This window comes from Streptomyces sp. NPDC107765 (genome assembly GCF_055657085.1).
In genome coordinates, this window is record NZ_JBVKBL010000001.1 from 319682 (window position 1) to 334005 (window position 14324).

Below are 14324 nucleotides of genomic sequence, written 5' to 3' on the forward strand. Positions count from 1 at the left end.
CACGCGCCCGCGGCCGGCCTCACTTCTTGGCGGCGTTGAGCATGTCCCGCGCCCGCGTGACCTCCCACGGGGCGTCCTCCACAGGCCAGTTCGCGCTCAACTCCTCAAGCATGGCGCGATGGTCCTCGATGACCTCTTCCCACATCAACCCCCACGCCGCGGCGGCTTGAACCTCCACCTCGGGGCACCGCGTCGCCCGGACCAGCGCCTCAACGGAGTTGGTCCCCGGAGACTCATCCAGCAGTCCCAGTGCCCTGAGGCGGTCGTGCAACGGCACGTTCTCGTCGCAGGCGACATTGCCCAGCGCCTCGACGAGCCGTAGGTCAGCTTCCTCCGCGTCGCTGAACACCGCTTCCACCGCATCGAGAACCCGCTGGCGCACGCGGTCGTCCGCGGTGGCCTCCACGACTTCGGCCAGCAGGGACGGCTCTTCCGCTGCCACGACGTCCAATGCCGACAGCGCGGAGAGGTGCTTGGCCTCGGGCCCGTACATGCGACTGAGCCCGGCCGGCGAGGGAGGCTGCCGCAGCACCTCCCGGATGCGCTCCAGGACGAGTGCCCTCTCCGGTTCCCGTGCTTCCTCGCCGCCCCGCTTCACCGCGCCGTCGGGACTCCACCAGTGGTCGAGTGCGATGCCCACGGCCGCCTGGTCATCGCTTTCGAGCAGCGTACGAAGCGCCTGGTGGTACGACTCGTCCACCGCGGGAGCCCTCAGCCTCTTGTGGGCGCGATACAGGTCCGGGTCCGCCAGCCGATGTCCTGTCCAGTGGATGCTGTGCGGCTTGCCGAAGATCAGCTCGATGGGGTCCTGGCCCCAGGGGCGATGGGGAGGTTGGTCACCCCAGCTCTCGGCGACTGCCTCCAGCGTGGCCCGGTGCCGATCCAGACCTCCCGTCTCGACCAGGTGATAGGCCGCGTGGGCCTGCACCTCCGGCTCACCTTCGCGGAGCGCCCGGAGGAGAATGTCGTCCGCGTCCGCGCCGAGGCTGTCGGCCAGGACGCGGATCGCCGTCTCCTTCGTGACATAGAAGCCGACGGAGGGGTCGAAGATCAGGTCGCCCAGGGCGGCGACGAGCCTGTGGTCCTTCACCTCGGCCCCATCGAGCACGCCGGAGGCCACCCAAATGGCCTCTGCTCGCACGGAGTTGGAGTCGGTGCGCAGGAGGACATCCAGCAGGAGGTCCGCGTCGCGGGGCTCGGCATGCCGCGCCCCGATCATGTTCAGCGCACTCACCTCGGCGGGAGATATCGGCCGCCGGAGCACCTCACGAGCGCGGGCCAGCACCTCGGGCAGGTAGGCCTCGGCACGTTCCTCGTCCTCCAGGACACCGCGCAGCCCCTCCGAGGATTCGTAATGGTCGAGCGCGATACCTACGGCGACCGGGTCCTCGCTGCGGAGCAGGGTGGTGAATGCGTGCAGGCATTCCTCGTCGCTGAGCGGGAACCTCAGCTCGTCGTGAGCCTTGCGGAGCACGGGATCGTCCAGCTCGGTGTCCTTCCAGTAGGTGCTGTGGAAGCCCTCGCACGCTTCACGACGAATGTGCTCGGCCTCCCGACCCGCGTCCTCCGGCCAGGACTGGACGAGCCGCCGGACGCGGTCGCGGTGGGCGCGGAGCCGCTGGGGCGTCGCGAGACAACCTGCCGCGTACACCTGGAGTTCCAGTGCGGACGACTCGCTGAGCCGAACGATGAGGTCCTCGACCTCTGGGAGGTCGAGATCGTCCAGGGCCTGCATGGCGTCCTTGCGATCCCCGACATCGATTCGCTCGTCCAGCACCATGTCGCTGATCAGCGCAAACAGCCGCCCGTTCGGCTCCTCGCCCTGCGCGAGGGCGGTGCCGGCCGCGAGCAGCGCCATCTTCCGTACCTCGCCGTCCGGGGCGCCTCCGAGGACATCGGCGATCAAGTCCGCGTCCTCCTCCTCGGCGAGGTGCCACAACACGGTGAGAGCGCTCGCGTGGCTGCGGCCGGACGGAGATCGCCCAAGGAGGTCTCGGGCGGCGAAGCGCACCTCGTCGTCCAGCGGCCAGTAGGGGTTGTCCCCGCCCCACCTGGTGTCTGCCTGCGCTGACTGGTAATCCTCCAGAGCCCCACGGACAACGTCGATGTCGCCGCTCTCCAGCCGGGAACTGAACTCGCCGAGACGGGACTTCTCCTCGTCGCTCACGCGACCTCCTTCGTGATCACCCCTTCAGACTGGCAGAGCCGTCCCGGCTGTGTCTCCTGTTGCGCGAAGTGGTACCGGCACACACGGATCGCCTAGCACTGCTATCTTCTCGGTTCCCCACGGTGGCGGGGGCTGGCGGGCGTCGCATGGTGCGGGCCGCCAGGGCTGCATCCCGGACGGAGGATTTGTAGCGTGTCGTACATCGGTGCAACCCGACGCCGCTTGGCCGGCCTGGTACGGCGCTTACGTCTTCGTCGTGGCGATACAGCAGTCAAGTCGTTGGAGGAGAGCCTGCGAGCCCTCTGTCTCGGCTCACGACCGTCGCCCGCGATCCGAGTGGGGCTTCGGAGGTACGCGCAGGCGGAGGGCCCTCTGACGCTGACCAAGCAACTCATTGCCGGCTATTGGCTGTGGGGTCTCACGGTCATTCCGGCACGTCAATCCTTGGATGCCTTCACCGGACGCGACGAGCATTTCGTGACCTGGTGGGAGGAAGTACTGCGACGCCTCACCCAAGCGAGACCGGAGGAACTGGCTGCGGGAATCGTCCCCGCTGCCATCTTCGGAGGCTTACTTACCCTCTTCCTCCTCCTCTACTGGCTTGCGTGGCTCCTGCTCTGGGGTACAGCCACCGGAACCTCACCCTCCCTGTCCACCAAGTCAGTCAACGCCCGCCGGTGGAAGCTACTCGGCCTGGGCAGCAAAGCGATCTCCGCCTGCGCTGCCGCCCGAACCGCGCGGGGCCAGAGCCGAACCAAGAAGCTCCGAGCTGTGGCTCCGGCGTTGGACAGCTACGCAACCGCCATCGTCATGGCAAGCCGTAGGCGAGGTACTGTCCCCCGCAGATCCCACCGTCAAAGAGGGCTCAGCGAACATGCCCGCAAGGTGGTGGCTGCCCTCCACCAAGCTGAATCCCGTCTCGACGAGGGGGACGACGACGCGCTGCGAGACATTGCGCAACTCGTCCTCACCAGCATGGACCGCTACGCCACCGGTTCCCTCGGAGCGCTTCTCGACGCGCCAACCCTCGCCGGTGTGACAGCCGTTCCAGACCGGGGACGTTACCGGCCGGTGGCTGCCGTAGCTGCGGTGGCGGCACTGGGCGTCGTTTTGACCCTGCTCGACGTACCGGCAACGGTCACCACCTATGTGATCAGCGCGGTGGGGATCATTGCGCTCTCCTGGACGCAACGTGGATCGGCGGGCGGCGGACTCGACCTGTTGGACAGCGTACGGGGCATGCAACGTCCCTGAGCGCCGTCCCGTAACGGATCTCCACAGGCAATTGCCTGGACCGGTCCAGCAGGTGCCGCCAGGTGATCCTTCGTCCGTGTTCCCTGCCCCGCCGAACTGCGGCTGGCCGACCGAGCGGCACACGGGTTCGTCCAGCCGGAGCAGCCCGTCGTCGAAGGCCAGCCCGGCCACCAGGGGCAGGGTGCGTTGGATGGCGCAGAAAGCCGGCTCTACCCGACCTCTGCGGTGACCACCATGGGCGTGTCAGCATCGGCCTGGGCGAGCAGGGCGCCGCCCGGTGCCCACAGGGCGGAGCGGCCGCAGCCGGTCCACTCCCCCGCAGGGCCCACATGGTTGGCCATCACCACGTACAGATTGAACTTCTTGGCGATGCCCGGATACACCGTCGCCAGCTCTTCCACGCCGCCGCCCGTGCCGTACAGCGAGCTGGCCAGATGCACGTGACACCCATCGGCGGCGCCACGGGCGACGAGTTCGGAGAAGTGGTTGTCGAAGCACGTGGCCAGAGCGAAACGAAGTCCTCCGAGCTCAAATCGCCCGTCACTCCGTCCTGCCTGGAACACGTCCTGCTCGTGCTCGAACAAATGCTGTTTGCGATACGTGGTGATCAGCTCGCCGTCAGCGCCGAAGACCAACGTCTCGATGGCAGGTCGCTCCCCGTCGGTGGGGGCAACACAATTGACGACGCTGGCCACACCAGACGCCCTGACCGCATCCAGACGCGGGTCGTCGCCCGACTGCACCCACAGCTCACGCCGGGCAAGCACGGCTTCCAGCTCGTACCCGGTCAGCGCCAGCTCGGGGAAGACCACCAGCTCAGCTCCCTGAACACGTGCCTCGTCGGCGAGGGAAGCCATCTGCTGCACGTTCGCCGAAATGTCCGCAGGAACGCAGGTGAACTGAGCTGTCGCGATCTTCATGGCCCTAGCATGCCAGCCTGGTACGTCGACGGTTGCCAGGGGTGCTGCCAGGCATCACGTAATCGAAAAGTCAGGCTCTGGTTGGCCCGTGAGCGTTGCAGTTGGTACGTGAGCGATGTCGTGGGTACGTGAGTGTTGTAGTTGGCCCGCATGAACGGTGTCTCTATCTGCGGACCTGCCTCACCAGCAGATCTGGAGAGTTCGTGGCGTGAGGTCGCGCGCTGGCCGTGGGGCTGAGCAGCGGGGACGGGCATCCCACCCACAGGGGCCCACGAAGGTCCGCACGGCCTCCAGGAACTCCGTCAGACCGCCCCTTGCGCTGGCCGCTACCGTGCCGGGTCGGCCGCAGGCTGCTGGATCAGGCCATGCAGGGCCGCGATCACCTGGCGGCCCGTCGGGGTGGTGAAGTCGCGTACGAGGTCGGAGGCGAAGCTGGCGACGCCGGTGATCCGGCCTCCGGCCGCCTCGATCTGGCGGAAGGCGGCCTGCTCGGTGCGCGGCGAGAGCCCACCACAGGCGTCCAGGAGCACGGTGACCTCAAAGCCTGCCGCGATGGCGTCCAGTGCCGTGTGCAGTACGACGATCTCGCTGGTCACGCCGCAGAGAACGAGGTTCTTCCGAGGCTGGGCGGTGATGGCCTGGCGGGTGGGCACATCGTCCCAGGCACACGGTCCGCTACGGACGAAGACGGGCGCTCCGGCGATGGACGCCTCCTCGATGACTGCGGGGCCTCCCGGACGTGGCGCTGCCGAGAGGGTGACCGGGATGTCCAACAGGTGGGCCAGCTTGGCCAGGAAGCTGACGGATCGCCTGATCGTGGCCGGTGGAGTCGTGCCGCTGAGCTCGACGATGCCTTCCTGGAGGTCGGCGAGGTGCAGTTGGACGGTGGCAGGGCTGAGCATGACGGGCCCTTTCAGTCACAAGTCTAATCATTCACGGCCTGAATGATTCTCCTACTGTAGCATGCCCTCCGTGGCTCCCAGCAACGTGAACTCCAGTGTCGTTTTCCGCCTCGGCGTACTCGGGGCGATGGCAACCGAGCTCTTCGCGGAACGCATCGAGCCCCACGAACTCAAGCCCAAACACGTCGGATTGATGGTCGTGCTGGACGCCGGGAGGGCTTCGTCGCAGCTTGAGGTAGCCGGGGTGATGGGTGTCGCGCCCAGCCTGGTCGTGGCACTCGCCGACCACCTCCAGAAGCTAGGTGCGATTGATCGGGTGAGAGACCCGGCCGACCGCCGACGCCAGCTACTGACACTCACCGAGCGCGGCCGGGAACTGCTCGCCGTCTGCGGAGAACTGGCACAGTCCGCCGACGCGGAATTCGCGGCGGACCTCACCGCGCCGGAAAGCGCCGCACTCGCCGGCCTGCTGGACCGACTGGCCGCTCGTCAGGGGCTGCTGCCCTCTGCAACCGAGGACCACGAATGATCTCCGTGCGATGCTGCGACTGACTGGGACCGGGCTCACCAGTGAGACCACGATCTACCGCTGGAGCTCCAGCTCTACGAGTGCACGGCATGGCGGAGGCGGCCCGATTCACCAAGCGGCCGAATGGCCCCGCTGACCGTTACGTCGTTTCCATGTGTCGTTTATGTACCATTTGCGCGCCGATTGGATGCCGCCTGTACGTCGCTTGAGGCGGTAGGAGCGCAGCGTCGACGCGGGATCGGACGCTAGCCCGGTACCGGCGGCTACGTCGGGTGCGGGTTGTGGTTGTGGTGCGTCTGATTGTCTGTGTCGGCCAGAGCGATGCGGGCGGTGATGCGCTTGCCGACCGGCTCCTGCTCGATGAAGAGGCCCTCCGCCACCGCCTTGACGATCTCCAGACCGTGTTGGCCGATCCTGCCGGGATCGGTGGGCCGGGCCGCTGGGACGGTGGGGTCGCTGTCCCATACGACGACGTCCACGCTGACGGCGTTGATACGCAGTTCCATCAGAGCCGGGCCAGGGGCGTACTTGCGGGCGTTGGTGACCAGCTCGCTGACCACCAGCTGAATAAGGTCCCTCACACGTGCGGGCACCGACAGCTGATGGTTCGCGTGGGCCCGATCGAGGAAGGCCATGGCGTAGTGGCGAGCATCAGCGATGCACCCGTCATCTCCATCCAGGGCGTAGCCGGCGCGCATCAGATGCTCATCCAGCGCCCTACAGCCGTCCCCGTCCGCATGGGAACCCACCGGCCTCACCTCACTCCCCTTCACGCGTGCGTCAGTACCCAGCCTGCCACCATGCGTGCCGCAGAGGTACCGTTCGGCACGGTCCGCCCTGATGCGTCCAGTCAGCGTGATAAAGCGGAATCGTCCGCACCCCCTGCCCAGGCAAGGCTGAGCCCTGAGCACAGTCGAGGACACGGTGCCCCATTTCCCGGAAGCCGGACCGACCGAGCCGGCCAGCCGTACCGACTCTCTGTCGAGCGTCAAGTGGTGGATACCATTTGCGTGTTGACTGTACGGGGCGTGATGCTCCAGGGCTTCCTCCACCGCGCGCTTCCTGCGTGCCACCTCCTTGCGTGCCTTGGCCAGAGGTCTGGACTCGCCGACCGCTTCCCGCAGGCATCGGACGGAAACCTCCGCCATGAAAGTGAGGGTGGAGAGGAGGCCGGTCCGCAGCGATTGCTCCGGCATCCGTCCACCCCCAGCCAAAATGCCGGCGCCGGCGAGGAGTTCAGCACCCGCGTAACGGACGGCTCAGGTCAGTCCCACTGCTCGTCGGCGAGAGAGCTGACCGGCTGCGGCTTGCCGATGACAGCCAGGGCGATGAAGAAGCTGATCTGGCCGATCGCAATGGTGAGAGTGGCCAGCGCCTTTTCGTCGTAGTGCCTGGCGACCTCGGCGTACAGTTCGTCGGACACGCGCTCCTGGCCGTGCGGCGCGGGCTGCAGGGTGGCCTCCACCAAGGCCAGCGCGGCACGTTCGGCGTCACTGAAGTACGGGGCGTCCTGCCAGGAGGATACGGCGGTGATGCGCTCCTCCGATTCCCCGGCCTTCCGCAGGAAGCCGGTGTTCAGCACCGTCAGGTAGGTGTTGCCGACGATCTGTCCGGCACGCAGGTGGACCAGGCTCAGCGTGGTGCGCGGTACCGAGCGGTTACCCGTGGCCCTGAACAGAGCGGCGCTGACGTCGTTCAACTCGGGCACGAACTCGGACGGGTTCGGCATACGGGAGATCGAGGTGTTCGTCATGATTGGCTCCTTCACATCGGCCTGTTGGCGGCTGCTTCACTGCACCGACGGGCCAACCCACCAAGGTGTGACAGGAACCCGAAGAAATTTTCTCGCCGCTCTACGAACCAATCTGGTTGCGCCGCGTACGGACGGACGCGTCGCCGCAGGACCTCAACCGCTGTGCTTACGGTGAGCCAGCAAGCCGGCCGAGAGCGGTCGCGCCCCCATCGCTAGGAGCCGGCGCCGCCTGAAGGTGGGAGTCGTGGGAATCGGAGCCGCCGGCGCCGGTTCCTTGGAGTCGTACCGGTCGCAGATCCGCCCCTCGTAGAGGTACCGGTACATCGGGTCGCCGTACGGAGCGGCCGCCTCCTGACCGGCATGGTCCAGGCCCAGCCCGCCCGAGCGAGGTCGGCCCGCCCGTACCGCCTCACCGATTCCGGGCGCGCGGCCTTCGCCGAAGGGCTACCAGGAGTTCGACGCCGATCCCGTGTTCGACAAGTACCAGCGCAGTACGCTGCGGTTCGGCATCCATTACGAGAGAGCGGTGCTGGCGTGGATGGACGAACTCCCCGGCATCCTCCGCTCCTCCGATGACGACTGAACCGCCGAGTGGCGGCCTGCCCGATCCGCCGTCATCCTTTTCGGGAGGGACCTTCGGAGTCGTCACCTCTCCGACATCGCCACCTCTGGAGCTGGCATGGCAGTGCACGTCGACATCAATCTGATTGTCGTCGCCGAGGAGACGTTCACCGCGGCGGAGTCGAAGCAGGTCAACGACTCCGTGGACGTCATGAAGACGATCTTCGCCACACATGGTCCGGTGATCGGCACGGTCAACCGCTTCAAGATCGAGCTCAGCGTCGCCGGGGCGAACGCCATCATCAGGGGAGCGGCCGACGCCATGGCACTGGCCGACCGGTTTGCCGTGCGCAGCAACGACGCTCTCGACGTCTTCGTCGTGAAGCGCATTTTCGACCCCAAGGCCGACGGGTACTCCCCCACGCCCGGGGCGTGCGGGAAGAACAAGGCCAAGCGTCGACTGAGAGCACCTGTGGTGTCCCTGAACGGCGTCCCGGCGAACAGCGGCAATACCTTCGCCCACGAGGTCGGTCACTTCCTGGGCCTGCCGCACTGCGAGAAGGACGAATCGCTGTGCGGCCCCGCGAACTTCATGCGGGCGCAGTCGGGGACCAACACGGGGGTCACGCCCGCGCAGGCGGTCAAGATGATCAGCCATTGCCAGGTCACCCTGTAGGTCGGACTGCCTGTCGGACCCCACAGGCCCCCGTCAGACCCCACCAGTCCCTGTCAGACCCCACAGGGTTGCGAGAGAGGCGCGGAGACCATGACCGACCGCATTGACCAGCTGCTCGCGTCCAAGGACGGGGGGGGACCCCTCGCTCCTGGCTGCGCTCGACGCCGACGACCTCGCCGACGCCCTGGGCCGTGCGCTCGCCGCGGAGGACGAAGACCGGGTCCGCGCCCTGGGCATCCTCTCCCTGATCGACCCGAGCCCGCTGGGGGCGCTGGCACAGGCAGTCGGACAGGTGGTGGCGGAGCCTGCGCCGGACCCCTTCACGGTCGCCGCAGCGCTCGACCGGGCGACGGTGATGGGCCGCGACGCCGTGCCGTTGGCCCAGGCAGCGGCGCTCTCCGACGAACCGGTCATTGCGCTCGCCGCCTGGCGCACCCTGCAGCAGGTGGCCCTCTCCGACTCCCTGGGCGCCCTGGCCCAGATGGCGCCCCCGGCCGGGGATCCGGTCGGTGACCAGGCCGCCTTCGCACTGTCGGTGATCGCCTACCGGGCGGGGTTGGCGGGATTTGAGCTCACCGCCCCGGACGATACGGGCATCGTTGCCATCCCCGCCGACGAGAACAACGTGTTCTTCATCAGCACCGCTGCGCCGACGGCGGAGGACGTCGCGCTGCTCGGCCGGATGTCTGCCGGTGAGCTGTACATGGTGCGGCCCGAGCAGGAAGGGATGCTCGCCATCGAGTGCGGCGAGGAACGGATGCTGCTCTGCATCGACTCCGACATCCGGATGAGCATGCCGGACACGTTCCTGCAGGGCCCGTCGCTGGCCGGAGTGGTCACCACGCTCGCGCCGCTCGGCACGGACCATTCCGTGCGCTACCTGGTCCTCACCTGGCCCGACGGCACCGGCGGATTCCACGTGCTGCTCTGCCAGCCCGACGGGGTTCAGGTCTATTACGGCCACGCCCACAGTGACGAGATCGCCGAGGGGACGGCCACCTTCGGACTCTTCGCCGTCAACCGGCCCGGCGCCTGCCCGGTGTCCCTCACGCCGAGCGTGACCGCGAGCGGAGTCACCCTCGGCGGCGACTGCCTGTCGATGACCGAGATCGTCACCGACCGACTGGAGCCCGAACCCACGGACTGAGCCTCCTGGCCTCTGGGCCAGAGGCCTCTTGGTGGTGCCGGCTGCTCGCTGAGGCTCCGCGCCCCTGACAGATCGCGCAGACCGCGCGGCTCTCGCAGGCGAGGGGCAGGGGTGTCGATATTGGCTTGTCGACTCCGTCCCAGGGACAGATGGGGCCACCGTGGCCGCACCACACCGAGGAGACCCACCATGGCGATTCGGCGGATGGACAACGTCCTCATCGTTGTCGACGACCTGGACGCTGTGATTGCGTTCTTCGTCGAACTGGGCATGGAGCTGGAGGGCAAGGCGCCACTTGAGGGGCGTTGGGCCGAGCGCGTCATCGGGCTCGACGACGTCCGACAGGACATCGCCATGCTGCGGACCCCGGACGGCCACGGCCGAGTAGAGCTGGCGAAGTTCCACAGGCCGAAGGCCATCACCGCCGAGCCGAAAGACGCGCCGGTGAACACGCTGGGCATGCGTCGCATCATGTTCGCCGTCGACGACATCGAGGACGTCATCGCCCGACTGCGCACCCACGGCGCCGAACTGGTCGGCGAGCTGGAGCAGTACGAGGACCTCTATCGGCTCTGCTACGTCCGCGGCCCCGAGGGCATCGTCGTCGGACTGGCCGAGCAGCTTCGCTGAGCCCTTCGTAGGGTTCTTCCCACCCCGGGGCCTCGGGTGTGGCCTCACACTTCGGGTTCACACAGGCGCACGGCGAGGGCGGCGATGTCGTCGTCCAGGCGTCCTTTGCTGTAGCGGAGGAGGTCGCGGTGAAGGGCCGTGAGCAGCTCGTGGGGCGGCGTCGGGGGCTGCTGGCTCATCCAGGCCGCCAGCGGGAAGAACCTGCCGTCGCGGGCGCGGGCCTCGGCGATCCCGTCGGTGTAGAGAAGCAGCAGGTCGCCGGGGGCGAAGGCGAAGGTGTCGGTGGTGTAGTGATCACCGATCAGCTCCGCGAGGTTGAGCAGCGGCGAGGGGGTCGTGGGGTCGAGAGCACGGAGTCCCCCGCGGTTCAGGAGCAGCGGCGGGGGATGTCCGCAGTTGAGGATCTCGATGCGCCGGCCCTCGTGCGGGATCTCGACAAGGAGGGCGGTGGCGAAGCGCTCCATCGGCCCCTCGGGGGGAAAGGCGGCGTTGTAACGGGTGCTGCTCGCGTCCAGCCGGCGAGCGACGCTGACGAGGTCGGCCTCGCCGTAGGCCGCCTCCCGGAAGGAGTTGACGATCGCCGCGGCCGCCCCTACGGCCGGCAGGCCCTTGCCCCTCACATCGCCGATGAGCAGCCTGACCCCGTACCGCGTGTCGACCACCTCGTAGAAGTCCCCGCCGATGCGGGCCTCCGCCGCGGCCGCGAGATACAGCGAGTCGATCTCGACGCTTCCGAAGCGGCGCGGCATCGGGCTCAGCACCACCTGCTGCGCCGCGTCGGCGACGAGCCGCACTTGAAAGAGGGTCCGCTCCCGCTGGAGCCGGACATGACTTCCGTACGCGGCCGCCACGGTGACCGCGATGATCCCCGCAGCCGTCCACCACGTTCCCAGGCCGGGGAACACGAGGCTGAGGCCGATCATCAAGAAGAGGCAGACCGTGCCCAGCAGGACGGTGGGGAGCACCGGCCACATGGCGGCGGCGAGGGCCGGCGCCGCGGGCAGGAGGCGACTGAAGGCCACTTCCGGCGGAGTGGCATATGCCAGGCTGGCGATGACGACGGTCAGGATCACCGGCGACAGCCGCACAAGCCACCGGCCGTGGCGACGACGGAGCCGCGGCCGTCCAGACTCGATCACACTCCACAGAATATCTACGCAAAGGGGACGTAGCGCTCTGGCAGATCCGAGTCGGCCGCCCGCCCCGGACCGGCTCGCCGGCTTCGATGGGTTCGCAAACGTTCAAGATTCGGTGGCACAGACACGGGGCGCGGGAGGCGGATTGCGGAGATGCGGGCGGCCGAGGAGTTGGCCCGGTGAGCCGAATTCGTTCGCGTGTTCGATATATGACAGGATGCGGGAATGGCGAGGGAACGTGAAGAGTCTCGGACATTCGGCGGCCGGGACACTGGAGCTTGGGCACCCGGGCCGGGGATCCCCGGTGACCTGCTGAGGGCGAAGGCGCTGGTGTATGACCCGTGTGGGTTCACCTGCTCACAGCCGGCGCCCGAAGCGGAGAGTGCCGAGTACGGGGCCTGCGCATTCACGTTGGACGGCCTCTCGGTCAGGTTCCGCGTGGCCAAGACGACCCCGACGAAGGTCGGCCAGTTCGTCACGGTGTGGAAAAGGACCGAGGGCGGGCCGATCCAGCCCTTCGATGCCGCGGATCCCGTTGATCTGTTCGTCATCAGTGCCCGCGAGGGCGAACGATTCGGGCAGTTCGTGTTCCCGCGAGACGTGCTCCGTGAACGGGACGTCGTGTCGACGAACGGTTCCGGCGGGAAACGGGCGTTCCGCGTCTATCCGCCATGGGTGACCACCACCAACCGCCAGGCCCGCAGCACACAGACCTGGCAGGTGGAACACTTCCTCCCACTGCCCGAAGACGAGCCCATCGACGTTCCCCGCGTCCACGCGCTCTACCACGCCGGTGGGAACTGAGGGCGTTGCTTGACCGCCAACGGGTCTTGCGCCTTGCCGGCGCGGGGCCGCTGGGCCCACACCGGCAAGGCTTCGATGTTCAGGGTTCCCGCTCTCAACCTCTGGGCAACGGATTGCCCGCAGCGAGGTGGCGCAGCGTGGTGATCGAGGGGGTGAAGGCGTACACGGAGCCCTTGGTCGTGACGCACTGCGCCATGGTGATCGTGGCCTTCGGTCCGCGCGGGGGGTCGAGCGCGATCTCGCCGCCGCCGTCGGGCCCGGTGACCTTGTCGAGGCAGTTGGGCGACCCCGCTTTGCCCGGGGTGAACTTCCCGTTGTTGGACCAGATCGCCTGGACGAATTCGAACTGCTCGTCAATTGAGGTGCCGTAACAGACGAACATCAGCCCGCGGTCCGCCGTGGGGTCCTCCTCCAGGAGGGGGCCGTAGGGGATGCCCCGGCGCATGATGCGGTTGCTGTCCACGGGGATGTCGGGGCTGGCCTTGCGGGGGTTGGTGCGGCGGATGTGCGCGGCGCAGGGGGTCTGGCCGCCGTCCGGGTCGTCCGCGTAGTCGAAATCGTTGGCGTCGCTGCCGAGGCCCTTCAGGCGGTCGGTGGGGGCCGCCAGGGGGGTGCCGTCCAGGTGCCTGCCGACCAGGCACGCCCCCAGTTGGGCTGCGTCGAGCTCCGGTACGAACTTCCCGGCCTGCTCTGCCACCGCGTCGCGCCAGCCCTGGACGTCCTGGCTCAGGCGGCGCACGACCTGGAGCGAACCGTTCTTCATCCAGGCGGGGCCGGTGCGGTTCTTGCTGTTCGGCTCGGTCTTGTAGCCGAAGACGAATTCACCCGGTTCGATGAGCTTGGCTCCGGGGCGGTTCTCGCGGAAGCCCGGGTTGGTGGGCTCCTCGCGGTGGAAGTCCTTGACGCCGGGCTGGGAGATGCCGTCCTTGTAGCCGAAGTGCTCATGTCCCTTCAGCTTGCCGGGCAGGGTCCGGCCGTCGTCCTGATGGACCAGCGTCATGTCGTGCGCCTCGTCCGCGGCCTTGATGTTCTGCAGCTTCGCCTCGAGCGCCTCCTTGCTGTCCGAGGCCACCAGGAGGATCGCGTGCACCATGGTGTTGGGCGAGCCGAACAGCCAGTTCTTCGGGTCGCTCGCTCCGGTGTCGCTGAGTTTCCCGGCACTCGCGGCCGCACCGTTGAGCAGCTGCGGGAAGTTCTTGAGGTCTTCCCTGAGCACCTGCTCGTCGTCCGCGGCGACATTGAGCAGGCCCGGGAAGGTGAGGGAAACCCCGACCCAGGTCGCCTGCTTCGCCGGGTCCTGGCCGTACGCCCGGCGGGCCAGCGAGAACTCCTCGTTGAAGTCCTCCACGTCCGCGGTCACCGCCACGCTGTTGAGGATCACGGACAGCCACCCGCGCCCCTTTGCCTTGTCCTCCGGGAACCGCATGTAGCGGAACGCCATGTGGTCCTTGTTGAACGCGGCCAGGACATTGCCCTGGATCTCCCGCGACGTACGCAGCGTGGGTGTGGGCAGCTGCTCCATTGCGGGTGCAGCCGTGGGGCGCACGCGGGTGGTGGTCATGCGACACTCCGATCACATAGCGTGGTTGTATGATTACCGATATGTCATTGTGAAAATTTCCGTCGTTTTAAACAGGTGCTGCGCCAGTCGAGTCCCCACGTCGTCCGACGAGTACGGAACCGTGCGGCAGTGCGCCATTGCGGTGATCGGCACACGTCTGCGAGTGCGCCGGCCAGGCGGCCGCCGCGGCCGGCGCCCACCCACTGCTCGACGACGCCGTACGGTTCCTCACGGCCCGGCTGCACGAGGACGGTCCCCGGATGGATCCCGCCTACACGGTCGAC

14 protein-coding genes are annotated in these 14324 nt (G+C 67.7%); 7 read left to right on the top strand and 7 right to left on the bottom strand.

The genetic code is table 11. From position 1 onward, the window contains the following. Nucleotides 1-19: 19 nt before the first annotated feature. Nucleotides 20-2167 carry a hypothetical protein gene (locus ACZ7MX_RS01550; protein WP_472128235.1) on the bottom strand — a complete coding sequence of 716 codons (2148 nt, stop codon included), beginning with the start codon at nucleotides 2165-2167 and terminating at the stop codon, nucleotides 20-22. A 192-nt stretch (nucleotides 2168-2359) separates the two neighbouring features. Here ACZ7MX_RS01550 and ACZ7MX_RS01555 point away from each other — a divergent pair, with 192 nt between their 5' ends. Further along, nucleotides 2360-3421 (top strand): hypothetical protein, encoded by a 1062-nt coding sequence (locus ACZ7MX_RS01555; RefSeq protein WP_472128237.1) that lies wholly within the window; start codon nucleotides 2360-2362, stop codon nucleotides 3419-3421. A gap of 209 nt (nucleotides 3422-3630) precedes the next feature. Here ACZ7MX_RS01555 and ACZ7MX_RS01560 read toward each other — a convergent pair whose 3' ends face one another. Both ACZ7MX_RS01560 and ACZ7MX_RS01565 read right to left on the bottom strand, forming a co-directional pair. Continuing rightward, entirely contained in the window at nucleotides 3631-4341 is a 711-nt protein-coding gene (locus tag ACZ7MX_RS01560; protein ID WP_472128239.1) for a carbon-nitrogen hydrolase family protein, read from the bottom strand. A 326-nt stretch (nucleotides 4342-4667) separates the two neighbouring features. After that, nucleotides 4668-5243 (bottom strand): isochorismatase family protein, encoded by a 576-nt coding sequence (locus tag ACZ7MX_RS01565; protein WP_472128241.1) that lies wholly within the window; start codon nucleotides 5241-5243, stop codon nucleotides 4668-4670. A gap of 61 nt (nucleotides 5244-5304) precedes the next feature. Between ACZ7MX_RS01565 and ACZ7MX_RS01570 the strand changes: the two genes are divergently transcribed. Further along, a complete protein-coding gene (locus tag ACZ7MX_RS01570) occupies nucleotides 5305-5772 on the top strand; it encodes a MarR family winged helix-turn-helix transcriptional regulator (RefSeq protein ID WP_472128243.1) in 468 nt (155 codons plus the stop codon). 263 nt (nucleotides 5773-6035) lie between these two features. Here ACZ7MX_RS01570 and ACZ7MX_RS01575 read toward each other — a convergent pair whose 3' ends face one another. Together ACZ7MX_RS01575 and ACZ7MX_RS01580 are read right to left on the bottom strand one after the other, a co-directional pair. Beyond that, nucleotides 6036-6521: an ATP-binding protein gene (locus ACZ7MX_RS01575; RefSeq protein ID WP_472129249.1), complete on the bottom strand. Its 486-nt coding sequence runs from the start codon at nucleotides 6519-6521 to the stop codon at nucleotides 6036-6038. A gap of 515 nt (nucleotides 6522-7036) precedes the next feature. Continuing rightward, entirely contained in the window at nucleotides 7037-7525 is a 489-nt protein-coding gene (locus tag ACZ7MX_RS01580) for a carboxymuconolactone decarboxylase family protein (protein ID WP_472128245.1), read from the bottom strand. Nucleotides 7526-7994: 469 nt separating this feature from the next. Here ACZ7MX_RS01580 and ACZ7MX_RS01585 point away from each other — a divergent pair, with 469 nt between their 5' ends. The 4 genes from ACZ7MX_RS01585 (at nucleotide 7995) to ACZ7MX_RS01600 (ending at nucleotide 10539) form a co-directional block, all read left to right on the top strand. Beyond that, nucleotides 7995-8108 (top strand): hypothetical protein, encoded by a 114-nt coding sequence (locus ACZ7MX_RS01585; protein WP_472128247.1) that lies wholly within the window; start codon nucleotides 7995-7997, stop codon nucleotides 8106-8108. 96 nt (nucleotides 8109-8204) lie between these two features. Further along, nucleotides 8205-8762, top strand: a complete 558-nt coding sequence (locus ACZ7MX_RS01590; protein WP_472128249.1) for a hypothetical protein — start codon at nucleotides 8205-8207, stop codon at nucleotides 8760-8762. A gap of 103 nt (nucleotides 8763-8865) precedes the next feature. Continuing rightward, a complete protein-coding gene (locus ACZ7MX_RS01595; protein WP_472128251.1) occupies nucleotides 8866-9909 on the top strand; it encodes a hypothetical protein in 1044 nt (347 codons plus the stop codon). Between the two features lie 189 nt (nucleotides 9910-10098). After that, complete coding sequence (locus ACZ7MX_RS01600) at nucleotides 10099-10539, top strand: VOC family protein (RefSeq protein WP_472128253.1); 441 nt, start codon at nucleotides 10099-10101, stop codon at nucleotides 10537-10539. Nucleotides 10540-10583: 44 nt separating this feature from the next. On the opposite strand, the gene ACZ7MX_RS01605 is transcribed toward ACZ7MX_RS01600, so the two are convergent. Next, a complete protein-coding gene (locus ACZ7MX_RS01605; RefSeq protein WP_472128255.1) occupies nucleotides 10584-11678 on the bottom strand; it encodes a PP2C family protein-serine/threonine phosphatase in 1095 nt (364 codons plus the stop codon). 222 nt (nucleotides 11679-11900) lie between these two features. Between ACZ7MX_RS01605 and ACZ7MX_RS01610 the strand changes: the two genes are divergently transcribed. Further along, nucleotides 11901-12479, top strand: a complete 579-nt coding sequence (locus ACZ7MX_RS01610; protein WP_472128257.1) for a MepB family protein — start codon at nucleotides 11901-11903, stop codon at nucleotides 12477-12479. Nucleotides 12480-12573: 94 nt separating this feature from the next. Here ACZ7MX_RS01610 and ACZ7MX_RS01615 read toward each other — a convergent pair whose 3' ends face one another. Next, nucleotides 12574-14040, bottom strand: a complete 1467-nt coding sequence (locus tag ACZ7MX_RS01615) for a Dyp-type peroxidase (protein ID WP_472128258.1) — start codon at nucleotides 14038-14040, stop codon at nucleotides 12574-12576. Nucleotides 14041-14324 lie beyond the last annotated feature (284 nt).

Excerpts from the sequence above, each read along its gene's own strand:
- ACZ7MX_RS01610 (WP_472128257.1), top strand. The coding sequence starts at position 11,901 with ATGGCGAGGGAACGTGAAGAGTCTCGGACATTCGGCGGCCGGGACACT.
- ACZ7MX_RS01565 (WP_472128241.1), bottom strand. The coding sequence starts at position 5,243 with ATGCTCAGCCCTGCCACCGTCCAACTGCACCTCGCCGACCTCCAGGAA.
- ACZ7MX_RS01590 (WP_472128249.1), top strand. The coding sequence starts at position 8,205 with ATGGCAGTGCACGTCGACATCAATCTGATTGTCGTCGCCGAGGAGACG.
- ACZ7MX_RS01560 (WP_472128239.1), bottom strand. The coding sequence starts at position 4,341 with ATGAAGATCGCGACAGCTCAGTTCACCTGCGTTCCTGCGGACATTTCG.
- ACZ7MX_RS01580 (WP_472128245.1), bottom strand. The coding sequence starts at position 7,525 with ATGACGAACACCTCGATCTCCCGTATGCCGAACCCGTCCGAGTTCGTG.
- ACZ7MX_RS01600 (WP_472128253.1), top strand. The coding sequence starts at position 10,099 with ATGGCGATTCGGCGGATGGACAACGTCCTCATCGTTGTCGACGACCTG.
- ACZ7MX_RS01570 (WP_472128243.1), top strand. The coding sequence starts at position 5,305 with ATGCCCTCCGTGGCTCCCAGCAACGTGAACTCCAGTGTCGTTTTCCGC.
- ACZ7MX_RS01615 (WP_472128258.1), bottom strand. The coding sequence starts at position 14,040 with ATGACCACCACCCGCGTGCGCCCCACGGCTGCACCCGCAATGGAGCAG.